The following is a 22,892-nucleotide window of genomic DNA, read 5'->3' as shown; positions in this document are numbered from 1 at the left end:
TATCACCGGGAAAATGGCACTGCCGAGCTGCCTCCACCGCTGGCCATTGCCGTCAGCCGCATCATGGCGTTCTTCAGGAAAAACCTGAAATCGAGGTCGATAGAGGCGTACGCCAGTGCTAGCCCCACATGCGCCATGAAGACGGGATTAAAATTCAGTTCTTCAAATTGGTAACCGATAATGACCGCTATCGCGGAATAGGCGAAAAAACCGACTTTGCGTTTCCGAAGGATCGTATAGACGAGTGCGAAGGCAGCTAGAAGGCAAAACGGGATGCCGGAGGCGTAGGCAGTAGCCAGAAAGCCGTTATGCGGCGTGCCGATACCCGCGACCTGCGTAAGCTCCTGAATTCGTGCCGTGAAACCGACGCCGAAAGGGTGATCGAGCATCACTTGGAAGCCGCCTGCGATGGTTGTCCATCGTTCCTGCACGTTGTCGGTACTGTGGCTGTCCTCCACAAAGCGTTTCGAGAACGCCTGTTCTGCGAAATCGAGAATTCCGAAGGGCAAAACGGCAGCGATGACGAGCGCAGATAGAGCGAAACCGAAATAGGTGCTGAACAGCATTCGTATCGAAAAATTTCTAAAGTAAAAATAGAGTCCGATCGCGATTACGGCAAATAGGCCCGATCGATTGAGCGTCAGCGTGAAGCTGGCCAAATATACCAGTATAAATATAGCAAAGAGCATTGGGCGCTTGTAGCGCTCCGCAAGATGAGCGGCTGCCGCACCGGCTAGAGCGAAAGCCGGTCCGGCCGTGTTGCCCACTGGCCATATTCCCCCCGCCTTCTCCAAACGTAATAATAGCGGGCTTATTTCACCTCGAGCCGCGGACTCCAGCACCGACGCCTCATCGAACATGAAGGATAGGCCAAGCGAGGCGAGCCTGTCATGAATGACGATATCCAGGAACAACAGGATAGTCACCGCGATGAAACCGATGAACATGCCCCAAGAGAATAATTCGAGAAGGTTCTCCTTGAAAAGCATATAGGCGAAAAAGAGGAAATAGATCGCGTAAAAATATGTCAGCGCTGTCGTATAAAATTCGCCTTCGCCACGATCATCCGCGAAGAAAGTAGAAAGTAGAAAAAAAACGGTCAGCGGAACGAGATAGAGAAGAATGATTGAGGGGGTGAGGCAGCGAATATAGAGAATGGCGATAACAGGAAGCGTTACCAAAACCAGCATGTCGCTAATGTTCAGGAAGCGCAGTCCGATATTGCTCGTCACGATGTTGCATTGAATAAAAAAGCCAATGGAAAAAACGAAAAACGCCAGGATCACGCCAGGCACACCGATGATTTTGGAAGGATAAAACGGCATCGCCACGACGAAACCTGGTATCGATGATCGATAAGCAGCCCCGTTATTTGCATGACTTGTCATTCGCGGCCTTTATTCTTCGCTGCAGACAATGAAATTGTCCTGAGGTTGTTGGGCGCCGCGACCATGTGGTGAGGCGTTGGATAGTGATCCTGATGACGTCGGCGTGCAAGTCCTTTCCTTTATTCTTCAGCCGGTGAGATTACCTTTCGGCAAATCTCCTTCCACCGCAATTATCCTTTGAAGGTAAAGCGGTGCATTGGACGTCGGGACACTATAGCCAAAGGCTGGGAGGACTCGGAGGTAGAAACTGTATCCGCTCGGATCGATATCGGGATCCAGCGGAATTCCATTGGCTGTGGCCCACATCCAGCCGCTGTTATCGAGGATGCCAGCGTCTCCAAATTGCAAGGTGCCGCAGATGATCGTCCTGAGATCGCCCCCGCTTTTAGCAACCAAGTCTACAAAAGGAGTGCGTTGTCCTGCGCTGTTCTTATAGAGCACCGCAAAGGAGAGAGTCTTGCCGATCATCGCGGCCGCTTCTTCGTTGCGGAAATAATGGAAAAGCCCGCTGAACTCGCTGCCATTCGCTCGCAATGCGAGGCTATAGGCGAAAGAGGGGGAGAAGGTGACCTCCGTGCTCTTGGTGGCGGAGGCTGACTCTGCAAGGGACCAGCCTGAAGGAGCGGGCCCGGACCATTCGGTGAAATCGCCGTTGGCGATCAGGTTGGTGGCGGATAGTTTTGGCCAGCATGGAGTCTCGAAGCCGCTATTCGGCGCTGACGCCAGATAGGCGGCGAACAAGGTTCTGGCGATGAGCGCCGAACCTGTGCTGCTGGGATGAATATTGTCGTTGTAAAGCGTGGCGTCCTTGCCGTTTGCGATAAATGCCGCATGGGTGTCCACAAGCGTCAGGTTCGGGTGCGCCCGGGCGACGTCCAGTATGGTGTGATAGACCTTGTCGTAGCCCGTTCCATCCTTCCAGGGGTTTTGGGTGGTGATGAGCTGTGCAGCGCCCGGCCAATGCCATTCGGTCATGCCCAGCGGCCCAAGCAGGGCAGCCCTTCCGGGGCTTCGAATGCCGCCCGGCGTTTCGAAGCTCTGCATATTATATCCGTGATGCATGATGCAAAGGTCGGGGCGTGGAATTTGCAGCGCCGCCATGCGCTGTTCGGCAAGCATGTAGCCCGGCCTGCCAACCGGCAGTGTGGCAAGATAGACAGTCAGCGTCGCGCCCGTGCCGGCGCGCAGTATAACCGGGTCGGCATAGGCCTTGGGACCCGTCGAGGCATGGGTCTGCCATTCCGCCCAGCGGTAAAGCACGACCTTGATATCATGCAGGCCGCCAAGCATGATGGCGAATTGCTGGAATGGCCCGTCGTCCGCATGGGCGGTGCTGTCGCCATTCACGAAGATCGTGGCGTTCTTGCCCGCAACAAGACGGGCGCGCAGGGGGGAGAATGCATCGACTGATCCCGCCATCGGTGTGCGGTTTTGTTGGGAAATGCCGAGCGATACGCCGATCATGCCGGCACCTCTTCCGTTCCGGTCATATATATGCATATCTTGTCTTCAAGCAGCATCATTTCGGTCTCCTTGTCTGCCCCTTGAGAATAACCTCGCGGTGAGGCCCGGGGAAAAACACAGTGAGCCGGACGCTGAATCGCGATAAAACTGCACGTCACGAATTTTCTTCGATTTCAACTAAAGCATATAAATAAAATAGATTTTTTATTTTATCTGGGTCGGATTTGTGATCCGCACGAAGGTTTGAATGTCACTTTTTTTCCGCGCGATCAAGTATTGTTATTTCTCAATTACTGTCTCCGCCGAATATCCCGCCGCCATTGACGGAGGGGGCGGTCGTTCTGACCCCGACCCGGGCGATGCGCGCAAGACGGAGTGGTGCTATCCCTGGTGTCTGCATGCCGTGGAGCTCAAGGCATGACATCGGCGCTTTTCGTCAGCCACACGGGGGAAAAGGGCGGTGCCGAACTTTTTCTGGCGGATATCGTCAAGGCCGGGCCGCGTTCCTGGCGAGCCTGCTTCCTCAGTGGCGGGGGGGCAGCGGACGATCTGGCGGAATGCGGCAGGCCGCCTCTTCTGCTGTCTGCGGGAGAAAAAATGCTGTCGATCCGGCGGGATTCGTCGTTCGGTGCGATGCTGCGAGGGGCCGTCGATGTTTTGGCCGTTGCCTGGCAGCTCAGCCGTCAGGCAAAAAACCATGACGTGATCTGTGCCAATTCGCAAAAGGCGCTTTTTGTCTGCGCGTTGGCGGCGAAGCTCAGTCGTCGGCCGTTGATCTGGATCCTGCATGATATCGTCACCGACCCCGCCTTCAGCGCCGCAAACCGCCGCGCTTCGCTGACATTCTCGCGTCTTTTCGCAAGGCTGGTTGCCGTCAATTCGCAAGAGACGGGCAGGGCTTTTGTGAAGGCGGGAGGCGAGGAGGAAAAGGTCCGCATCGTCTATAACGGTTTCGACCCAGCCAAAGCGTCGGTTTATGACCCCGCAAGGGCTCAGCAATTGCGCAGGGAGCTCGGCCTTGGCCCACAGCCACTGATCGGATTGTTCGGCCGGTTGAGCGAATGGAAGGGGCAGCATGTTTTCCTTGAGGCGATTGCTGCAATGGAGGGGGTCCAGGCCGTGATCGTCGGCAGCGCGCTTTTTGGGCAGGAGGCTTACGAAGGCCGCATCCGCACGCTGGCATCCAGTCTCGGTCTTGATTCCCGTGTCCGATTTCTCGGTTTTCGCCCGGATGTAACGGAGTTGATGGCGGCGATGGACGCGGTTGCCCATACCTCAGTTGTTGCCGAACCGTTTGGTCGTGTGGTGGTGGAGGCCATGATGTGCGGAAGACCGGTTGTCGCCACCCGCGGCGGTGGGGTCACCGAGATCATCCGTGATGGTGAAACCGGCCTGCTTGTGCCGCCTGCGGATGCGCCGGCACTGGCCGCGGCGCTGGGCCGCATCCTGACGGACCCGAGGTTGGCTGAAAAACTGGGGAAGAAGGGGCGGGAAGATGTGATGCGGCGTTTTTCGCTCGAGGAAACCTGCAGGACGATCTCCGCGCTTTTGTCTGAAGTAGCGTGACGCTGCGGTCTGCGACCGCTCACAGGCGGCAATCCCAAACGGGTGGAAGGTTGGAATGCGCATTCTCGTGAACATGCCGAGCCAGTATGGCGGGAAAGCTTCCGGCGTTGCCCGCGTAACCTTCAGCCTGCTGGAGCGGCTTCTAGAGCAGACTGATGATGATTATATCCTGCGCTCGCCCTGGACGCGGGCGCAATTGCCCGCGGAATTGCGCGACAGCCGCCTGCGGCTGATAGAGACGGCTCGGCCGCACATCATGGTGCTTGACGTGCTGCGGCAGGCCATGACGCTGCCGGTGCTTTGCCGCCGGGAAGGCATTGACGTGCTTTTTAATGCCGATCCTTTTGGCAGCCCGCTGGGCGGCAGGCGTCGGATCACCCTTGTTCACGATCTCTATTTCAAGACCATACCTGAACAGATTGGCTGGCGGGCGGCCTTGACCACCGATTTCATTTTTCGCCTCATGCTGGCCGGTTCGCACCGGATCGCGTGTGTATCCGACGCGACGCGAATGGATCTTGCGCGTTTTTATCCCGGGGCTGCCCGCAAGAGCGTGACCATTCATTCCGACAGCACATTGAAGCTGGATGCAGGGGCCACGGCTGCGCCGCCGCCGATCGCGGGGCGTTACATACTGGCGGTCGGAAACGCGACCTCGAACAAGAATTTTGCACTTCTGGGCAAGGCTTTTGCGCGATTGGGCCCGACGATGCCGGACCTGCGTATTGTCCATGTGGGCCGCGACGAGGCGGAAGAAATCGCCAACACGCTTGACGATCCGGGATTGAAGGCCCGGCTTATCCGGCTTTCAAGCATAGATGACCGGGAACTGGCGGAACTTTATCGTCATGCAGCCTGCCTTTGCGTGCCTTCCACTTATGAGGGCTTCTGCCTGCCGGTGCTGGAGGCGCAGCAACTGGGATGCCCGGTCGTCTGCTCCAATCGTTCTGCGACACCAGAAATTGCCGGTATGGGCGCGCTGACCTTCGATCCCTCGGACACCGATAGTCTCGTCGCAACTCTGGAGCGGCTCTTTCGCGAGCCGGCGCTTGCGGAGACGCTGCGCCAGGCGGGTTACGAAAACCGCAGCCTTTATTCCTGGGAAAAGGCGGCGGAGACATATGCGCAGCTTTTCCACGAGACGGCCTGACTATGCCGTGATCGGCCGCCGCAGATCAGCATAAAGTTTTTCATACGCGGAAATCACCCGTTCCGGCGCGACGCCTTGAGAAATCCGCTCTCTGGTTTGCGCCAACTCTGTGAGAACGGCAGGATTTTTCATGGCCTCGATCATACGGGCGGCAAGTTCGTTGGCATTACCTGGCGCAAAAAGGCGGTCCGGCCTGTCGCGACCAATCTGTTCGGCAACTCCGGCGAGATTGGCTCCAATAACAGGGACGCCGCGCAAAATGGCCTCCGCTACCGTTCTGCCGAAAGCCTCCGGCCACAAAGGCGGCACGACGAGGCAATCTATGCCAGCAAAAAAACTGTCGGCCTCGACATATCCGGGAAAGTCGACGGGCAGGCCTGATGCCTTTCGCTTATAGGTTTCGATGCCGCCGGGCGCTCGACCGGCCATGGTCATTCGCCAACCTTGCGGGGGCAGGAGCCGCATGGCCCCGATAAGGAGATCGGCGCCCTTGGGTTCTTCGATACGTCCGAGATAACCGAAAACCAGCGGTTCTCCTGCAACACGGGCTTTGCGAGGATTCAACGATTCTGGTTGCGCGATGGCGTTCCAGATTATCGCGCGGCGATTTTCAGGAACGTGCGTGAAAAAACCGGCCTCCAGATGGCGTTTCAGAATGTCGCTGCCAACGCCTGTGACAGCATCCACCGCGCCTTGGCAGCGCCGGTGCAGACAGGAGAAGGCCCGGCATTTTTTGCTCCTGCCATCGCAGATATGCCCTTCGTGAAACAGGGAGCCATTGGTGCACATGCTGGTGAAATCATGCAGGGAGTGCACAAGCGGAATACCGCGTCTGCCAATCATCGGCCAGATCAGCGGCGTCAGTTCCGAGAGGGAATGGGTATTGACCACATCCGGGCGAAAATCCTCAATGACGCGCGCCAGCCGCTGCACCAGCCGGGGATCGATCTGGACGGCGACCTTGTAATATTTGCGTTTCCACTCTGCTTGACTCTCCCAATCCCCAATGAAAAAGGGCGTCGTATGTCCAAGCCGATGAATGGCTAAACCGTCTCGCAATTCTGCGGTCTTGCGCTCCCGGGAAATGGCGGCAACCGCGACTGTATGTCCTTTCCCTGCCAAACCCCGGGCAAGGTCTTCGACGAATATCTCCGCGCCTCCCACACGGTCGGGAGAAAACAGTGATGTCACCTGCAATATACGCATGTTTAAATTCCTGTGCCGGCGGCCGAGACGGAGGAAGCGGCATTGGCCGAAGTTTGTCTGCGCCGATCTGCTCCTGGTGGGTGCAGGCAAAGGGTGACGATGGGTGCGAGGAAAACGGCGTAAGCCATGGCGAAGCCCGGCACTTGCAGTGAAAAATCGAGGGACGAGTGCAGCGCCACCAGCAGCAGCCCGGCGAGGCCGAGATGCGAGGCATAACGATAAGTTTTGCGCCTGCGGGCCCCGCGAATGAAAATAAGCAACTGGCCGAACAGGAAAAATGCCGCATAAAACGGGAAAGCGGCTCCGAGCGTCAGCAAGCCCTCGGCATACACATTATGGGCATGGGTGACGACGGCATCGACGCCGCATTGCGCGGAATGATAGGGAGCGTAGGTTTCTGAAAAGCTGGCCAGTCCCGCGCCCAGGGGCCAGTTATCCGTTATCGCGCGTGCAATACCGGGCATATAGCAGAAGCGCATGTCGTCTTCGAGGCGTGTTTCCATACGCAGCGCTACACGATTTGCAAAAAGGGCGAAGAGGCCGATGGCGATGGCGAGCAGGATTGCTGCGCGTCGTCTGGAGCCGCGTCTTCTGCGCCGTGAGGGCGCGACATTCCGGCCGGGCCCGGGAGAGTTGAAAACGATGAGAAGGATGAGCAAAAGCAGCGCCGCGAAACTGGACATGATGCCCGCGCGTGATCCCGTCAGCATCAGGGCGATGAAACAGAACCCGGTCAGAAGGCCGATGAAGGCGGCGTGGCGGATGAGGCGTTTTTGATCGCCCGGCACCGTCAGGCGGTTTGCCACAAGCGCTCTCACCCTTCCCCAATCCGGAGCCGCCAGCTTGTTACTCAGCAGCACCACAAGCGTGAGCAGGATAAGCCCGAAGAAAGTCGCTGCCGTATTGCGGTTGACGAAGAGCCCCGTCAGGCTGCTGAGATAAAAACGCTTTTGAATAAGGCCGAGCATATCGGGAAACAGGAGAAATTGCAGGATCGCGCCCAGCGACAGCCAGCCGCCGGCGATTGCGAACCATCGCAGTGCTTTTGCTGCACGCTCGTCCGTATTAAAGATCACGAGCCCGGTCATGAAGGCGCCAAAGGGCAAGGCGGCGCTCAGCAGGCCCAGCCAGTCATCTGCCGGCGTGAGCGAGATCGTGGCCGCGGGCGCCACCTGCGTAAACATCGCGGCGGCGGACCAGGCGGGGTTGGACGGCAGTACGCCCTGCCTGGCGGATGTCTGAAGCAAGACCTGAAGCATCAGTGCGCCGAGCAGAAGACAGGCCGCTGCCAGGGCCTTCCCTATGGCGGGCTGGGGCGGGCCGAAGAGAGGCAGGGCGGCAAGGAGCAGCAGATAGGCGGCGAATGTGATGACGATCCGGCTTTCGATGTCGGTTGCGCCGCGATTGAGCAAGGCAAGCAGGAATATGGTCCAGAAAGCGATCGTGACGATTGCCTGGGCGCGATGCAGAACAAATGCCGGCCGGGGCGGCGAGGATGACAGCAATTCCGGTGGAGCGTCGAGGATCTGCATGATGTTCGGCTTTTGAGATCTGCTTGTTGTGGTGACGATGAACTAAAGAAAGGACTTGGCGCTTCCGTGTATCTCAGGGCCGTGGTTTGGCGCTTTGCATGCCGGTCTGAAGCTCCTGGGAGCAGACATGCCGCAACGACCATCGCAATATTTCGCCCTGCCTGCCGCAGACGATCGCGGTGTCGGCTTCACGGGCCGCCTCAGCCTGCGGTAGGGCGCCCTTGGTAAATTGTTGCCAGATGACGAAGCGCCCGCGGATCAGATTGGCATCGGCGGGGCCATAAAGCTGGGAGAAATTCGTCAGCACGGCGATTTCCATGGCAGAGGCGTTGCGCAACGAGCGAACCATGGCGAGGCGCAGCCAGACATCGCCATTGGCCGGAAGACACGACAGGGCGTGGCGCATATAGGTTTCGGCAAAACCGAGGCGCATGGCATCCGCTTCTGGCGATGCATCCCCGGCATGGGCGTCGATATCGGCAAGCACGAGCCGCATCCCAGCCTTGATGATATCCGAACGGCAGATTTTTTCGGCAATGACGGGCTGCAGACCCTCGACGGTTTTCGTCAGCAGATCGGAAGAGAGACCATTGTCCTCGTCGGCAATGCGCGCCAAAGCGATGATATCGGAAAACCGTCGTGTTTCGGAAAAAGCCTGGGCCGCGAGCAACAACACAAATAGCGAAACGATCAATACCGGCGTGACCGTCAGGACCCTGCGCAGGCTCGGCACGCCAGCGGTCCTAGTCATGATAATATCGCGTGTAGCGGGAATGATAATATTCGCTTGAACCGTAAGCCCGGTAAAGCTTGAGCTTCTCCGTGTCGACCTTGTTGAGAATGACGCCCAGACATTTCTTGCGGATTTGAACTTCGTTTTCGATGGTGTTGCGAACCGCCCGCCGTGCGGTTTTGCCCCATTCCGTGACGAAAACGAAGCCGTCGATCCGGCCGGCCATCGCCCGCGCATCAACAACGGGGCCAAGTGGCGGCAGGTCGACGATGATGTAATCGAAGGCCCCGCTTGCCTCGGCCAGCAGGCGGTGCATCTGCGCGGAAGTCAGGAGTTCCGAGGAGTGCGGGACACGCTGCTTGACGACCGTGGGCAGGAAAGCAAGCCGAGTCTTTTCATCATGCACAAGCGCATCGCGGATGGAGCGACCTTCCAGCAGCACTTCAAGCAGGCCTGCTGTCGCGTGGCGGGCAAGGGCGCGGGTGGCGCCCGGGTTGCGAATATCCGCATCGAGCAGCAGCACCCTTGCGCCCTGTGCGGCCAGAAGCTGCGCGAGATTGATGGAAATTGTCGATTTTCCCTCACCCGGCAGGGCGGAGACGACGCCGACGACCCTGGCGCCGTTTTTTGCCGCTATGCCGAGATCGATCGCCAGCCGCGTGCTGCGCAGTGTTTCGGCGAAGGAGGAGAGCGGGTGGTCTACGGCATAACGGGCAACGCCGGAGGGGCGCGTGACGGTTGGGCCGCCATCTTGCGCTCTCGGTTCCGTGTCTGCAGCCAGCTTGTTCGGTACAAGCGGTGTATTGCCCAGAAATTCCAGGCCAAGCACGTCGCGGACCTGCTCCCCCGTGCGAAAAAAGCGATCGCGGAATTCGCGGAACATGGCGACGCCGCCGCCCGCGGCCGCACCCATGATCATGAACAGCGCCAGAATGAGCGCCTTGTTCGGCTTGCTTGGCGTTCTCGGCGGTACGGCCTCGGAGATCACGCGCGCTTCCGTCACCGGGAAGGACTGCTGCTGCATGGCCTCCTGATAACGCTGCAGGAATGTCTGATACATGTTCTTGTAGGTTTCCGCCTCGCGCTGCAATTCGCGAAGCTGAACCTGCGTCTCGCCGGCGGAGTTGCTGATATTGGTGGCCTTGGCGACGGTTTCGGCCAGGGATTTCTCCCTTGCTTCGGAAACTTCCAGATCGCTCTTATAACTTTGCGCGATACGGCTGATTTCCTGGAACATCAGCCTGCGATATTCCTGCATCTCGTTGCGCAGACGCACCGCCTGCACATGGTTGGCGCCCAGCCGACCGGTGATCTCGGCTTCGACCTTCGAGGATTCGAGATATTTCTTCCGCAGGTCGTTTGCGACCGAACTGTCGAGAATATCCGTCACGACCGCATCGACATCGTCGGTGGCGAGGATGTGTTCGATGCGTTGCACTCTTGCCCGCGCCCTGGCGGTTTCCGATTGCGCCAGGATAAGCGCGCTGTTCGACTCCGCCAGCTGCTGGTCGGAAAGCAGCCCGTTATTGCCGGTCGAGATCAGGTTATGCTCAGCACGGAATTTCTGGACGGCGAGGTCGGTGTCGAGCGCCCTCTGGCGCAGTTCGGCAATGCGATCGGACAGCCAGTCGCTCGCCCGCCTCGTTGCCTCATATTTGGAATTCAGCTTGTCCACCAGATAGGCTGCGGCGACCGCGTTGACGATCTGCGCTGCAAGGACCGGCGACGTCGAATTATAGGTGAGTTCCAGCGCATAGGTCCGGCCGATACGCTTGACGCTGAGACCCTGCAGCAACCGGTCCGAAAGACCCCTTTTCAGGGTTCCGTCATCCACTACCGCCTCTTTTGTCGCCGGCGCGAACCATTGCGATACGTTGACAAGTGAGCGGATGGTGCCCAGCACGGAGCTTAGGAACGAGGCGCGTGTCGCCCTGAATTCCTGGTTTTCCGTCAGGTTGAGGCTGTCGACCACGGCGAGGCCGATGGTTTCCGATTGCAGCACCTCGACCTGGCTGAGAATGGACGCCTCGTCCTCGATCACGCCCCCGATCGTCGAAAGCTGTTCGACAACCTGGCTGTTGTTGCGGTCTATCAAAAGGGTTGCAGTAGCCGAATAGATCGGAACGGCTGTGGCTGCGAAAGCAAGGCCGATTGCCCCGGCAACGGCGACGGCCGCCAGCACGATGCGCCACTGACGGCGAACCGTCGCAAGTGCGGCGTCTATATCGATAAAGTCAGCCGTAAAGCCGTTTTTATCGAAATCGGCCATCGTCAGTGGATCGTGCCTTTGCAACAACTGTCAGCCTCGCTTTTTTAGGCAGGCACAGGGCCTGCCAAAGTCCCGGTTGCATCACGTTTCGGGCGATCGCCGCTCCCGTAGGGATCGGCAAGGCCGGGCTTTGTTAAACGGGGCTGGTGCTGACCGGCGTACTGGTGCTGCCGGTGGAAAGCGATCTGCCACGGCCGGCAGGCGCGCCTGTTCCACCGGACTGAGCGGTACCCGCTCCGGTCTGGCCGCCCGCCGAACCACCGACGCTGTTGCCGCTCGCAGGCGTGGAGCCCGCGCCGCCGATCGGCGAGGCGGCTGCTGCGGCCGCGGGTGCTGCTGCCGCAGCCGGGCCGGCCGCGGTTCCTTCAATGTTTTCGCTGAAGGCGATCAGCAGATCGGAGGGCACGCCGGCGCCCCTCGTCTGCAGCTGAATGGCGGCCGCAAGGATCGTGTTGTTGTTCTGCATCGCCGCGGAATAGGCAAGCGCCAGACCTTCGCCCACCACTTCCGAGAAATCCTTGTTGCCGACCTTCTGTGCCAATGCGACGACGGCGGGCAACTGGCTGGAGTCGCTCAGTACAAGTGCGGAAATCTGCTCGGAAAACTGCGCGGCACTGGTGGAGACGGCGATGATCGGAAATCCGCCCGTCACCTTCGCCGCCAGCTCGGCCGTGGCGGCATCGGTGCTGGAAGCGACGGCGATCAGGTCCCTGACCGTTGGCGACGTCGGAGACTGCTTGAACGCTTCAGCGGCGGCAAGGGGAACCATGTCCGGACTGGTCGTGTTCACCCGCCCCAGAAAGGCGGCGGTGCTTTCATCGGGGGATTTGACCGGTGCGCCTGTCGCCACGCTCTGGGCGGGCGCGGCCTGCTGCTGCGGCGCGCCTGGCGCAGGTTCGACATTCTGTGCGTGGGCTGAGGCGGAAACTATAACCGTGCCGATAATCAATATCGCACCGGTGAGCGCCGAGCCATTAAGAAGGCGAGACATCACAACTCTCCAAATTTTTAAAATACGACTTTAATTACGCGCAATGCCGATATGGTTATTCAGCACTTAAAATGTTCTTCTTAGATCGCATAGGCTAGGCGGCGGATCAAGTGCTAAAACAACGACGCAACCGCAACTTCTTAAGTATCCTTAACCGGCGATAGCTGCCCAAGGCTTGATACGGCGTTGGTCGGCGAGCGATGAAAGTCACGAAGTTCTTCTCCTCGGTCCTGAGGAATTGACAGGCATATGGAATTGTTTGATTTTAGCTGATGTTTGAATAAAGGGAGATATTTTGTCTTCCCGTCTTGCTCATTTACTTTTCGCACTGCGTGGCAAAATTATAATTTCTCCGGTTTTCCGAGTTAAGCACCTGTTATATCAATATAATTTTTTGATTAATCCCAAATTCATACGGATATTGATTTGATGATCATCAATCTTCAGGTTTTACGCGCGGTTGCTGCGTTCATGGTCTTTTTCCATCATTTCATGCCCGTTATCGACCGGGTTTTCCCGGGTGTCAGACGATACGAGGCCGGTGCTTCCGGCGTCGACATATTCTTCGTTCTGAGCGGATTCATAATGGTCGTCACAACTCACAACAAAGATGGCGATCCCTTGAAATTCCTGGTGAACAGAATTGTCAGGGTCGTTCCGATTTACTGGATAATGACATTCATAATCGTCTTTATTTTTCTCCTCGGCGCGCGCCCTCTCGGCGTTATGGAGTTGCAGCCGAGCTACGTCTGGAAGTCCCTGTTTTTCATACCATTTGAACGCGGAGGATTTTGGGAGCCGGTCTTGTCTGTCGGGTGGACCCTGAACTACGAAATGTTCTTTTATGTTGTTTTTTCGATTTTGATGGTTGTGGGGAATTTTTATACGAGAATATTGCTTATTATATTCTTGCTCTGTTCATTTGTTCTGTCCGGATTACTGTTTTCGCTTGATGATTACCTGCGGTATTACAGCAGCCCGGTGATGCTGGATTTCGCCCTGGGTGCCGCCTTCGGAGCATTTTTCTGCGCAAGGAAAGACAAGCCGCCCTTCCTGGGGCCGAGAGGGGCCTGGTTTCTCATCGTTGCCGGAGCGTCAGTCATCCTCGCGACAAGCTCGGGATTCGAGCTCTATAACAACAACATTGTGCGGCCTCTGACCTGGGGCGTTGCGGGACTGCTGTTGGTTTCCGGCTGCGTCTTCCTTGAACAGAACGGTTATGTTGCAAGGCATTGGCTTCCGGTCCATCTGGGAAATGCCAGCTATTCCATCTATCTCGTCCACAATCTGGTGATTCAAATTGCGATGAAGGCTGTCGGGGTAACGGGGTTGTCGGGTATCGTGTCGGTGCTCATCACAGGTGTTCTGGCTTTGCTGCTGACGATCGTGTGCGGCTTGGCGTCTTATCGATTCATAGAGGCGCCGATTAATCGAGCCTATCGCAAAAGAGACGGCGTCAGGCGGCTCTCCCTTCAACATTGAGCGGTGAGAGCAACTGCCCGGTCGATCACGCGAAAGATGTCGGCCGCGCCAGTCTCCCGCCCGGTGTGGGCGGAGGTTTCAAGCTGCGGCTGGAAATCGTTGGTGAGTGTTCAAAAAACTTCCAGCACCGTCAACTGGTCGCTGACGGCAAGCCGATATTGCCCGCCTTCCTGCGGAATAACGCGCTGGATAACGGAGCCGTCGTCCTGAAACCGGTGGGCAATCACCTGGCTGTGTGCACCGGTAACGATAAAGCTTGCTGCACGTTCGGCTGGCGGGTTTTCGATCTGCGCCGGCCATTGCCAGCCCGATATTGCAAGCCACACCGGCACAAGCAGCGCGCCATCCGGTCGCGACAGTCTCAGGGAAACACTTTCGGAGGCGCTTTCGACGAATTCGAGCTGGCATTGCGTGGGCGCGGTCTGGCGTCTTGCCGTCAGGAGCGAGAGCAGGGCGCGCACCGCCTCATAGGCGGCGGTGCGGCTCAGATCGTGGCGCAGCAGGCCGAAGGAGGACTCGGGATTGGTGTCATCCCGGGCGAAGCTTGACACCATTTCATAGATATATGTCCGGCGGATACCATTGATGAAGCACCACAGGAGCGTGCGCGGCATGTAGCGCGCCCTTATTCCTTCGGTGACAGGAAAATGAAAGCTCTGGGTCTTCAGGGCGCTATGGTAGCCGATTTCGGTGGCGAGCGTCGGCCTGCCTGCTGCTATGTGCGCGGAAGCGGCAAGAGACTTCGAGAGGGCGCCCGGCCCGGTCGTTTCGGGGTGTTCCATGCCCGCATAGGGATGAATGTTGCCATATTGGCAAACCTTCGCGAGATCAAACGCCAGCGCCCTGTTGCTGAGGACATAGCTTGGCGCGGCAAGGGGAAGATCCCTGAGCGCGGGGTTTGCGCGGATGGCGTCGTGCAATGCAGTCTGATGTTGCGCCGAAAGGCGCGGCGCATTTTGCGGATCGGACGTAAGCACGGGTTCGTTGCTGCCTTCGAAAACCTCGATGCCGCCATCGCACCAGTCGTAGAAATCCACGAGCCTGTCCAATGGCGTGCTCAGATAGGGGTTGAGATCGTCAAAACAGATGACGGTGAGGCGCAGGCCTGACGCAACGATCTGGCGCAGCCGCTTAAAGGAGGCGCTTTCCCGGCGGTCTTCGGGAAAGATGATACCTTCGTCGCGTAAATGGCGCACTCCGAGAGCCTTGAGTTCCGGAAGGATGCGGTCGAATTGTTCCGGATAGACGCCACGTGTGCGGGTGAAATGGCCGCACACTCCAACACTGTCCAGAAATGCCTCCGTATCGGCAGAAAAATTGGTTTTGACCTTCGCCGCTGCGGCACGCAGACCACCGGCTGCCGCGAAGGCGAAAGAGGCTGCAGAGAGCAATGTACGTCGCGTCATGGAGCGAGCACCGACAGGCCTGTTTTCTTTCATCAAGATCTCCTGCCGTATTCTTGCTGACTATGTTCCTATCTCAATTTAACGGGCCAAGGTTGCACTTAAATGTCTGCGGGATGCCGAATTGACGACATTCTCTCCCCAGGCGAGCACGGGTGCTAAAACAAAACGATTGGCGGCCAGGCCGCATGTGATGGCCAAGAGGACAGAAATAACCATAACGATGGATGGGGACAGCGATGTATTGGCTGGCGTAAACCCGATCCTGTCGAGAGCCGCATAGACGGACGGATGACACAGAAAAATGGCGTAGCTTGCACCGCCGAGGGGCGCCAGCCGATTGAGGACAGGCCTCTTCATCGCCGAAACCGCAAGGAAAACCGTCATGCCTGTGCCGTAGCTGATGGCGTAGCGATACCAGGTCTCCTCGAAGCCGTAGTCATGCGAATAGGCCAGGAGGCAGATGGGGAGAAGCATTGCGTAGAAAGTGCCGACCGCAATCCAGGCACAATATCGACTGTCACGGTTGCGCCCGGCATCTGACGCCTTCCACAGCGATGCCAGAAAGCACACACCCACCATCAGCGGCAGGGCAACCGGCATCTTGATGCCGAGCTTGTATCTTACGAGGGAGAGAATTGCCGCAAAACCAAAAAGCGCAACTGTTGCGGCCGTCACCACCCGCAAATCGGCTGCTCGTCCCATCAGGAACAGCAGCACGCACAGCGCGTAAAAAGTCAGGTTGATCTGCAGGGTCCAGTAGAGTCCCATGACATTTTCCGTCATGAAAAAGCCCTGCAGCATCGTGGCGTTGATGGCGACGACATGGGCCGGGAATATCTTGCCCGGGTCATCCCAGGGCAGCAGCACGCCGAAAAACAGGGACAGCCAGTAGGCGGGATAAAGATGGAAAAACCGATGCAGGACAAAGGCGGTAAGCGGTTTCCGATACCGCACAGCGGCATTTTGCAGCGATGAGAGAATGAAGTAACCGCCGAGCGCGAACAGCACGATCACGCCGAATTTGCCGACATCGAGAAAAACCTTGGTGACATCGAAAAGGGCCCGGGTCACTCCATCAGTATCGCCACGATTGTGCATCTTCAGCGCCAGATGAGAATAAGCAACGCAAACTGCGGCAAGACCGCGCAACATGTCGAGATTGTAGTTTCTCGGAAGCTTTCCGCTACTTTGAGAAGACATGGGAATCCAAATTTTCTAAAATAAAATAATAAAATCAATGGTGCAGCGGCGGGGCTGCATATCGTTATGTTTTATATTCGAATATAATTAGCAACGGAGATTCTTTTTTGCAATACGGCATGAATTCCGCGGCGCCGCAAAAAAACACTTGAAACGGCGGTGTTTTCGGTGCTCTTTAAGCCCGATATTCTGATGTTGATTTTTAAATTGTTACGTCCTTCGGCCTGGTCGCCGCCCTTTCACAACCGTTCCTTTTGGTCGGTTCAGCGGTGCCGGTGCCGAAATATAAATTTTAAAGGATATTGAGCGTAGCCCCATGCGAATCCTCCATCTCAGCAGTCTTTACCCGCCGCATATCGTCGGTGGATGCGAACGCTCGGTCGAGCATCTGGCAGAGGAACTCGTTGCCATGGGGCATACGGTGGGTGCCGCCTGCATAGAGCGCCAGGCCGAGGCGAAGTCGGTGCGCAATGGCGTCAGCGTCTACCGCATGTTCCACAACAATGATTTCTGGCTGGAAGACTGGCCGCAATATACGCCGCAGCAAAGGCGGATGCAGAAGATCAGGCAACAATGGAATTTCAACGTCGAGAAGCAATTCGAGGCGGTTCTTGACGATTTTAGGCCCGATGTCCTCAACACGCATTCGTTGCTCGATGTTACCACGCTGGTGTGGCGGGCGGCGCATAAGCGCCGCATTCCGATCGTGCATACGATTTGCGAATATGACCTGCTATGCGGCAACGCCGCCATGTTCAAAGGTGGCAAACCGTGCGACCATATTCATCTGGGCTGTCAGGTTGTGAATTTCACAAAGAAATTCACACAGCGTTATATCGGCGCGGTCGCTAGCGTCGGTACGGAAATCCTCAGGACGCATGTCAATCACGGGCTTTTCCACCATATTCCGGAAAGCCTGCGGCGCGTCATATTTTATTCCTGCACGGTCCCGGAAGGCGACCCCGTGGCGCGACGACAGATCGACCGCAGCGGCCAGCCCATGACCTTCGGTTACATAGGCCGCATCAATACGGAGAAAGGCGTCGGCAACATGGTCGATGCTTTCAGGGAAATCGGTCATGGCAACTGGCGCTGTCTGGTGGCGGGCCACGCGATGGACGATTCCGTCGAGCGGTTCAAGGCGCAGGCCGGCGATCTGCCGATCGAATTCATCGGCTGGGCGAAACCGAAGGAGTTTTTCGAACAGATCGATGTTCTCATCGTTCCCTCGTTCTGGGCAGAACCCTCACCACGCACGATCTATGAGGCCTATGCGATGGGCGTGCCGGTCATCGGCGCCGCCTCCGGCGGCATTCCGGAACTGATCGGCGAGACCAATCATGACTGGCTGTTCGAACCCGGCAATGCTGCCGATCTGGCTGCCCGTATCCGCCGGGTGCTGACACTGTCACGCGAGCAATTGCCGACGGAAGCCGACTTCGGAAATATTGTCGAGGAATCCACTTCGCGTCGGGTCGGCGAGAATTATGTGAAACTCTATGAGGACGTCCTGGCAAAAAGCAGGGCCGCGGCGGCATGACGGGCCGCCGACGGCGCGAGCCTGCTCCCGATGCCGTGGGTGAAGGGTTGAACAGGCCGCACTGGAGCCGGCCATGTTGAAAACGAAGGACGATACCCCCGGCCTTGAGAGGCATTCGGTCACAAGCGCCCTGTGGAGCGCCGTCGGCGGTTACGGCAATGTCTTCCTCTCATTTGCAGTTTTTCTTATCCTCGCGCGTCTGCTGACGCCGGATGAGTTTGGCCTCGTCGCCATCGCCACGGTTTTTGTCGATATCATTCTCGTCATCGCGCGCGGCGGATTGCCGGAGGCGGTGGTGCAGCGGCCTCAACTTGAAGAAGACTATGCGGATACAGCCTTCTGGTTCTCCCTTGGCTGGGGCGCTGCCTTATGCGTTGCGCTGTCCGTGGCGGCGCCGTTCCTCGCCGGCCTGTTCGGGATCGCGGAACTCGGCCCCGTGTTGATGGCGCTTTCCGCGGTGCTCCTGATCATGGGTGCCGGCAGTATCCATGAGGCCCGGCTGCAGCGGGCGTTCGCGTTTCGAAAGCTGGCAATGCGGGCGATTTTTTCCAACATGCTCGCCGGGGCCATTGCCATAGTTCTTGCCCTCCAGGGATGGGGCATATGGGCCATGGTGGCCCAGCGCCTGCTGGCCAGTATCGCAACGACGATCATGAACTGGCTCGCATCAGGCTGGGTGCCGCGCCGCCGTTTCGTCAGGCATTACGCGGCTGACCAATGGAGTTTCGGGTCCAGAATTTTCTCGGCCAGCTTCCTGCTCGCCATGAACCTCAGACTTCAGGAACTGATCGCGGCCATGTTCCTGACGCCGGCTGCCGTGGGTTACATCAGGCTTTCCTGGCGCTGTATCGATCTTGTCAGCCAGTTCGCCGTTATTCCTTTCGGTTCGGTGGCCATGGCGACCTACTCGCAGGCCCATGCACAGAAAGGCTCGGTGGAAGAGGCCTGTCTCGGTTTCATCCGCTTTTCGGGCCTTCTCGCATTTCCCTGTTTTGCCGGCATGGCAGCGGTCGCGCCTATATTCATTCCAGTATTGTTTGGCGAGAACTGGAAACCCGCGGTGCCGGTGCTGCAAATTCTCTGCCTCATTGCCATACCCTTCGTGGTGGAATCCTTCACCTGGGGTGTTCTGGCGGCGATCAAAAGGCCAGGGCTCAATCTCAAAATATCGGTCCTGCAATTGCTCGCCGGTATCGGACTGAGTTTCCTTGCCGCTCCTTTCGGTCTTTATCCTGTCGCCTGGGCGCATGTCGCGAAAGTATACGGCGTCTGGCCAGTGGGTGTTTTTTACACCCAGCGTTACGGCGGCGTGGAATTCCAGAAAATCATGAGGGTCATTGCCATCCCGCTTGGTGCATCGATCGTCATGGGAGCGTCCGTATTTGGATTGGAGCAGGTCATCGAGGGTAGATTGCCTCCGATCATCTCTCTCGCATGTCTGGTCGTGGTGGGTGCCTGCATCTACGCGGCGCTGATTTTCGCGGCCATGCCCGCGGTCGCGAAAACCTCGGTGGTAGAGTTGCGCAAAATTCTGTCGCGCCGCTGAAGCGGGGCATTGCAGACTATTTCGCCGTCGTCTCCCATCAGGAAAAGGGCAGCGCCCGCAATTTTTCAGGACCGGGAGAGACAGGTCGCGGGCGCAGAATATCCCGGAATGCGGCCGGGTGACGGATGGTTTTTAGGGCAAGAGCCAGCAATTGCCTGTTTTTATAGAGCTTTACCATCTCGGCTTTCACCGGTTCCCGGCGTTGCGACAGATTAAGACGCGCCCTTCGCTCAAGAAGGGCGTTGCGCCCGCCGTCCCCCTGCGGCAGCCGCTCGATGAGCATGTCACTCGAGGCGAGTAAGTGCGCATTATTGACGACTGTCTGCGATGTCGACCGCTGACCCGATACTGCGCCGGTGGGCGTGGTGTATAGATAGAGCGCCTCATCAAGAATGGCTGCCCTGCAGCCGGTGAGAATCAATTCGGCATAAAGAAGAAAATCCTCGCCGACGCGAAATGTGTCGTGGTAGCGAAGATTATTCTCCGTAAGCAATTGCTTGCGAAAAACAGGCTTCAGCCATCCCGCGTGGCTGTGTCGGCCGGGGCCATCGTTTTCGCAGAGGGTCCGGATCGTCCATTTCGAAAGCGCGTTCTCCATCGCAAAGGCCGGACCGACGATGGTATCGGCCCCGAGGTCGTAAAGCAGGAGATTGTCAGCGATCATATCGAGGCCGACACGGTCGGATATTTCCGCCAGCCTTTTCAGGCGATCGGGAAGGTAGGTGTCATCGGCATCGAGAAGCGCGATCCATTCTCCCCGTGCATGCTCGATGCCGGCGTTGCGGGATGCGGCCGGGCCGGCATTTTTCGGCTGGCGCAAGACCCGGAAGCGCGGGTCGCGCGCAGCATGGACTTCTGCCATCTCCGCCGTACCGTCGGTGGAAGCGTCGTCGATGATCAGGGCTTCCCAGTCACCGAAGCTCTGTTGGCTGAGGCTGTCTAGTGCGCGCGCCAGGGTTTTTTCGGAGTTGAAGGCCGGAACGAGAATGGAATAACGCATGAAGCCTCTTGCAGTTGGCTGGCCCTGGACCTGAAGCGACGACCGAGCGGGTGATCTGCCGCTGCGGTTTCGCGTGCGAGGCTTGTGGGAAACGCCCGCGGAGCTTCATCGGGGATCAGGGAAAGTGTTCCTGTTTGTATCGGCGCTGGCGGGGCGTCCTGAATGTTTAAATTATGGCCGGTTTTCCCGGAAATATGCTGCAGTCATTTTAAGTATCCATCTTTTTTAAAGGCAATTTTCTTCAGGAATAAAGTGAAATTTCTCTCGTCAAAACAATAAACGGATATTCAAACGACATGTTGTATGGCGGTGACAGCGACGGGGTTACACGATAATCGAAAGACCCGATTCCACGATCTTCAGGACTGTCAGCCTGCCGGTGGTGAAAGCACCGGTATCGATGCCTACCCGTTGCGGCCCGGTTTCCGGTTCCGTCACCGGCGTGTGGCCGTGAATGACAAGGAGGTCCAGTCCCGCGCCCTGGGACAGAAAAGGCTCCCTGATCCACAGCATGTCCTCATCGGTCTGCGCTTCGAGCGGCAGACCCGGACGCAGGCCGGCATGCACAAAAATATAGGGCCCGATGCGGGCGTAGATCGGCAGATTGGCCAAAAGCTGGCGGTGAGTCTGGGGAATGGCGCCCAGCAGGGCATCCGTGAAGGGTTGAACCCTCAGGCGGCCCTTTTCAATGAAATAATCAATATCCACACCATAGGACAGAAGCGTCTGGCGACCGCCGAAATCCAGCCAATGCATGTTTTCGCGCGGGTTTTCGAGAAAGTCGCTGAATAGCTGCTCGTGATTGCCGCACAGCGCGATGCGGCGCAGTGGCGCAGGCGGCGGCCGCAGCAGATGTTCGAGAACCCCACAGGAATCGCGTCCGCGATCGACATAATCGCCGAGCAGCACGACAAGGGCGGGAGAGGGGTCGCCGGCCAGATCCGCTAGGATTTTTTGTTCTGCCTGCAAAAGCAGGTCGAGACTGCCGTGCACATCGCCGATAGCATAGATCGGAAAGGATGTCAGCCTGTCGCCAAGCTCAACTCTGCGCCGTCTCCGCGCCTCGCGGGGGGCTGGTTGTTTACGACCGCGAATCCAGTTGAGCACCTTGGGCATAGCTGCCGATACTGTCTCCCTTACACGAGGTCAAGAGCGTTGGAAGCTGATGCCACGTCACCCGCCCGAGACAGGTCGTGCCCGGTCAGAATCTCGCTCCCTGCCCCTGCCGGAAGGCTTCGCCAGAAGCGGTTTTTGCGCGGCGGGGCCTCGATCGGCGAGCGGCAGGATACTCTTTTTCGCCTGCAAAGACTATGTCTGCTTCAGACCTAGAGTTTCAGCCAGACACGCGGGTCTTCGTGCGACTGGATCTTGATCCATTTCAGATCCACGGACTTCCACGGTTTGACGACATTGGTGCGATTGTCCAGCACCAAATCCCCTTGGGTGGTGCTGACCACCAGAACCGCGTGGCCGACACCGCTGGGGGTGCGCGCGGTGGCGATGCGCAGGGCGCCGGAAGGCCAGCCGGCACGCAGCAGGCGCTGCCGCTTGCTCACCGCATAGTCATCGCAATCACCGCTTGTCGGGTTCAGCTTCCATTCGTCTTCGCCCTCCAGTTCGCCAACATAGGTTATTGCGGTGTTGATCTCGGAGTTGATGCGCTGAAGCTCCACGCGTTTCTGTTTGGTCAGTTCGATCGTGTCACGATCACCAATTCGCACGCATTGGTCGGCGGCATTGTCGCAGAATTTGGCAAAGGCGATCGGCGCGATCGTGGGACGGCTTGTCGTCATGAATTGGCCGGGCCGCGAGGCCGACGGGTTTTTCGCGAGGCCGCCGAGCTGAACGGCCGGTGCCGTCGTCGCCACGCCTGCCGCCACGCCGATGGCAATGGCCAGACTTGCCGCCACACGGGTTGTTTTCTTCGCCATGTTCTTGCCCCTGCACAGTTGTTTTCCTTATGCCCCGGGAACATAGCGATGCTTTCTTGCAGGCCGTTTAAGTCGATAGATTGCTTTTTAGTGAAATCCCATTTTTCTCGCGGGAATGCCATCAGTTGCAGCGTGTTCGGCCTTCGGCGTCGACGATACATGTCTGCTGCGGCACGCTGGTTCTCCGGTCGCGCCGCGTGTTCGGGGAGACGCGGCCGGCGGGCGGCCTGTCGTAACTGCGGGGCACTTCGAAATTTCGCCCGCCTATCGTTCCCTGCGCACCACCGCGGCCATCCGGCGCGATCTCGAAATTCTGATATTGCTGGGCAGGTGCCGAACCCGCCAGGCAAGCGGCAACGATCCATGCGCCGCTCGCAAGGGCCGCCCGAAATGCTGCTGTTAGATGCCGATGCGCCGTCATTCCGTTTCCTCCGGGGCGCGCGAATGGTCGTCGCCGGCAGCGCCGTTTTCATCTCGCCGTATCGCTG

19 protein-coding genes are annotated in these 22,892 nt (G+C 58.0%); 6 read left to right on the top strand and 13 right to left on the bottom strand.

Annotated elements, in window-relative coordinates:
* Window positions 1-2 precede the first annotated feature (2 nt).
* A complete protein-coding gene (locus tag DOU54_RS27605) occupies window positions 3-1,388 on the bottom strand; it encodes an O-antigen ligase family protein (RefSeq protein WP_146617398.1) in 1,386 nt (461 codons plus the stop codon).
* Between the two features lie 126 nt (window positions 1,389-1,514).
* Window positions 1,515-2,852, bottom strand: a complete 1,338-nt coding sequence (locus DOU54_RS24375) for an SGNH/GDSL hydrolase family protein (protein WP_113732098.1) — start codon at window positions 2,850-2,852, stop codon at window positions 1,515-1,517.
* Between the two features lie 247 nt (window positions 2,853-3,099).
* On the opposite strand from DOU54_RS24375, the gene DOU54_RS27600 reads away from it, so the two are divergent.
* The 3 genes from DOU54_RS27600 to DOU54_RS24365 are packed head-to-tail and all read left to right on the top strand — an operon-like array spanning window position 3,100 to window position 5,568.
* Complete coding sequence (locus DOU54_RS27600; protein ID WP_193603452.1) at window positions 3,100-3,273, top strand: hypothetical protein; 174 nt, start codon at window positions 3,100-3,102, stop codon at window positions 3,271-3,273.
* On the top strand, window positions 3,270-4,418 hold the full coding sequence (locus tag DOU54_RS24370) for a glycosyltransferase family 4 protein (protein WP_113731963.1): 1,149 nt from the start codon (window positions 3,270-3,272) through the stop codon (window positions 4,416-4,418). Before DOU54_RS27600 ends, DOU54_RS24370 begins: the two co-directional genes overlap by 4 nt.
* Window positions 4,419-4,473: 55 nt before the next feature.
* A complete protein-coding gene (locus DOU54_RS24365; protein ID WP_113731962.1) occupies window positions 4,474-5,568 on the top strand; it encodes a glycosyltransferase family 4 protein in 1,095 nt (364 codons plus the stop codon).
* On the opposite strand, the gene DOU54_RS24360 is transcribed toward DOU54_RS24365, so the two are convergent.
* The 5 genes from DOU54_RS24360 to DOU54_RS24340 all read right to left on the bottom strand — a co-directional run bounded on the left by DOU54_RS24360 (window position 5,569) and on the right by DOU54_RS24340 (window position 12,299).
* Window positions 5,569-6,774: a glycosyltransferase family 4 protein gene (locus DOU54_RS24360; RefSeq protein WP_113731961.1), complete on the bottom strand. Its 1,206-nt coding sequence runs from the start codon at window positions 6,772-6,774 to the stop codon at window positions 5,569-5,571.
* Between the two features lie 2 nt (window positions 6,775-6,776).
* Window positions 6,777-8,306, bottom strand: a complete 1,530-nt coding sequence (locus DOU54_RS24355; RefSeq protein WP_113731960.1) for an O-antigen ligase family protein — start codon at window positions 8,304-8,306, stop codon at window positions 6,777-6,779.
* A gap of 73 nt (window positions 8,307-8,379) precedes the next feature.
* Window positions 8,380-9,057, bottom strand: a complete 678-nt coding sequence (locus DOU54_RS24350) for a hypothetical protein (protein WP_113731959.1) — start codon at window positions 9,055-9,057, stop codon at window positions 8,380-8,382.
* Complete coding sequence (locus tag DOU54_RS24345; protein ID WP_113731958.1) at window positions 9,050-11,308, bottom strand: polysaccharide biosynthesis tyrosine autokinase; 2,259 nt, start codon at window positions 11,306-11,308, stop codon at window positions 9,050-9,052. Before DOU54_RS24345 ends, DOU54_RS24350 begins: the two co-directional genes overlap by 8 nt.
* 133 nt (window positions 11,309-11,441) lie before the next feature.
* Window positions 11,442-12,299 carry a hypothetical protein gene (locus DOU54_RS24340; RefSeq protein ID WP_113731957.1) on the bottom strand — a complete coding sequence of 286 codons (858 nt, stop codon included), beginning with the start codon at window positions 12,297-12,299 and terminating at the stop codon, window positions 11,442-11,444.
* Window positions 12,300-12,728: 429 nt separating this feature from the next.
* On the opposite strand from DOU54_RS24340, the gene DOU54_RS24335 reads away from it, so the two are divergent.
* A complete protein-coding gene (locus DOU54_RS24335; RefSeq protein ID WP_113731956.1) occupies window positions 12,729-13,781 on the top strand; it encodes an acyltransferase family protein in 1,053 nt (350 codons plus the stop codon).
* 110 nt (window positions 13,782-13,891) lie between these two features.
* Here the strand turns inward: DOU54_RS24335 and DOU54_RS24330 are convergent, their stop codons facing one another.
* Window positions 13,892-15,220 carry a hypothetical protein gene (locus tag DOU54_RS24330; protein WP_113731955.1) on the bottom strand — a complete coding sequence of 443 codons (1,329 nt, stop codon included), beginning with the start codon at window positions 15,218-15,220 and terminating at the stop codon, window positions 13,892-13,894.
* 45 nt (window positions 15,221-15,265) lie between these two features.
* Window positions 15,266-16,387 (bottom strand): acyltransferase family protein, encoded by a 1,122-nt coding sequence (locus DOU54_RS24325; protein WP_113731954.1) that lies wholly within the window; start codon window positions 16,385-16,387, stop codon window positions 15,266-15,268.
* Between the two features lie 316 nt (window positions 16,388-16,703).
* Between DOU54_RS24325 and DOU54_RS24320 the strand changes: the two genes are divergently transcribed.
* Both DOU54_RS24320 and DOU54_RS24315 read left to right on the top strand, forming a co-directional pair.
* On the top strand, window positions 16,704-17,927 hold the full coding sequence (locus tag DOU54_RS24320; RefSeq protein WP_113731953.1) for a glycosyltransferase family 4 protein: 1,224 nt from the start codon (window positions 16,704-16,706) through the stop codon (window positions 17,925-17,927).
* A gap of 73 nt (window positions 17,928-18,000) precedes the next feature.
* Window positions 18,001-19,473, top strand: coding sequence for a lipopolysaccharide biosynthesis protein (locus DOU54_RS24315; protein WP_113731952.1), 1,473 nt, complete (start codon window positions 18,001-18,003; stop codon window positions 19,471-19,473).
* A gap of 37 nt (window positions 19,474-19,510) precedes the next feature.
* Here the strand turns inward: DOU54_RS24315 and DOU54_RS24310 are convergent, their stop codons facing one another.
* The 4 genes from DOU54_RS24310 to DOU54_RS24295 all read right to left on the bottom strand — a co-directional run bounded on the left by DOU54_RS24310 (window position 19,511) and on the right by DOU54_RS24295 (window position 22,825).
* The gene (locus DOU54_RS24310; RefSeq protein ID WP_113731951.1) at window positions 19,511-20,473 is read right to left on the bottom strand and encodes a glycosyltransferase family 2 protein; all 963 of its coding nucleotides are present in this window, start codon (window positions 20,471-20,473) and stop codon (window positions 19,511-19,513) included.
* A 324-nt stretch (window positions 20,474-20,797) separates the two neighbouring features.
* Window positions 20,798-21,589 carry a metallophosphoesterase family protein gene (locus DOU54_RS24305; protein WP_113731950.1) on the bottom strand — a complete coding sequence of 264 codons (792 nt, stop codon included), beginning with the start codon at window positions 21,587-21,589 and terminating at the stop codon, window positions 20,798-20,800.
* 209 nt (window positions 21,590-21,798) lie between these two features.
* A complete protein-coding gene (locus DOU54_RS24300) occupies window positions 21,799-22,404 on the bottom strand; it encodes a transglutaminase-like cysteine peptidase (RefSeq protein ID WP_112554773.1) in 606 nt (201 codons plus the stop codon).
* A gap of 121 nt (window positions 22,405-22,525) precedes the next feature.
* Window positions 22,526-22,825 carry a hypothetical protein gene (locus tag DOU54_RS24295; RefSeq protein ID WP_113731949.1) on the bottom strand — a complete coding sequence of 100 codons (300 nt, stop codon included), beginning with the start codon at window positions 22,823-22,825 and terminating at the stop codon, window positions 22,526-22,528.
* Window positions 22,826-22,892 lie beyond the last annotated feature (67 nt).

Source organism: Agrobacterium sp. MS2 (genome assembly GCF_003261015.1).
GTDB lineage: Bacteria > Pseudomonadota > Alphaproteobacteria > Rhizobiales > Rhizobiaceae > Agrobacterium > Agrobacterium pusense.
This window is presented reverse-complemented; position numbering and strand designations above follow the sequence as displayed.

What these genes read in the sequence shown, in the direction of transcription:
- DOU54_RS27605 (WP_146617398.1), bottom strand. Translation starts at nt 1,388, where the DNA reads ATGACAAGTCATGCAAATAACGGGGCTGCTTATCGATCATCGATACCA.
- DOU54_RS24325 (WP_113731954.1), bottom strand. Translation starts at nt 16,387, where the DNA reads ATGTCTTCTCAAAGTAGCGGAAAGCTTCCGAGAAACTACAATCTCGAC.
- DOU54_RS27600 (WP_193603452.1), top strand. Translation starts at nt 3,100, where the DNA reads ATGTCACTTTTTTTCCGCGCGATCAAGTATTGTTATTTCTCAATTACT.
- DOU54_RS24330 (WP_113731955.1), bottom strand. Translation starts at nt 15,220, where the DNA reads ATGAAAGAAAACAGGCCTGTCGGTGCTCGCTCCATGACGCGACGTACA.
- DOU54_RS24315 (WP_113731952.1), top strand. Translation starts at nt 18,001, where the DNA reads ATGTTGAAAACGAAGGACGATACCCCCGGCCTTGAGAGGCATTCGGTC.
- DOU54_RS24370 (WP_113731963.1), top strand. Translation starts at nt 3,270, where the DNA reads ATGACATCGGCGCTTTTCGTCAGCCACACGGGGGAAAAGGGCGGTGCC.
- DOU54_RS24365 (WP_113731962.1), top strand. Translation starts at nt 4,474, where the DNA reads ATGCGCATTCTCGTGAACATGCCGAGCCAGTATGGCGGGAAAGCTTCC.
- DOU54_RS24295 (WP_113731949.1), bottom strand. Translation starts at nt 22,825, where the DNA reads ATGACGGCGCATCGGCATCTAACAGCAGCATTTCGGGCGGCCCTTGCG.
- DOU54_RS24360 (WP_113731961.1), bottom strand. Translation starts at nt 6,774, where the DNA reads ATGCGTATATTGCAGGTGACATCACTGTTTTCTCCCGACCGTGTGGGA.
- DOU54_RS24310 (WP_113731951.1), bottom strand. Translation starts at nt 20,473, where the DNA reads ATGCGTTATTCCATTCTCGTTCCGGCCTTCAACTCCGAAAAAACCCTG.
- DOU54_RS24320 (WP_113731953.1), top strand. Translation starts at nt 16,704, where the DNA reads ATGCGAATCCTCCATCTCAGCAGTCTTTACCCGCCGCATATCGTCGGT.
- DOU54_RS24340 (WP_113731957.1), bottom strand. Translation starts at nt 12,299, where the DNA reads ATGTCTCGCCTTCTTAATGGCTCGGCGCTCACCGGTGCGATATTGATT.
- DOU54_RS24375 (WP_113732098.1), bottom strand. Translation starts at nt 2,852, where the DNA reads ATGATCGGCGTATCGCTCGGCATTTCCCAACAAAACCGCACACCGATG.
- DOU54_RS24355 (WP_113731960.1), bottom strand. Translation starts at nt 8,306, where the DNA reads ATGCAGATCCTCGACGCTCCACCGGAATTGCTGTCATCCTCGCCGCCC.
- DOU54_RS24305 (WP_113731950.1), bottom strand. Translation starts at nt 21,589, where the DNA reads ATGCCCAAGGTGCTCAACTGGATTCGCGGTCGTAAACAACCAGCCCCC.
- DOU54_RS24350 (WP_113731959.1), bottom strand. Translation starts at nt 9,057, where the DNA reads ATGACTAGGACCGCTGGCGTGCCGAGCCTGCGCAGGGTCCTGACGGTC.
- DOU54_RS24345 (WP_113731958.1), bottom strand. Translation starts at nt 11,308, where the DNA reads ATGGCCGATTTCGATAAAAACGGCTTTACGGCTGACTTTATCGATATA.
- DOU54_RS24335 (WP_113731956.1), top strand. Translation starts at nt 12,729, where the DNA reads ATGATCATCAATCTTCAGGTTTTACGCGCGGTTGCTGCGTTCATGGTC.
- DOU54_RS24300 (WP_112554773.1), bottom strand. Translation starts at nt 22,404, where the DNA reads ATGGCGAAGAAAACAACCCGTGTGGCGGCAAGTCTGGCCATTGCCATC.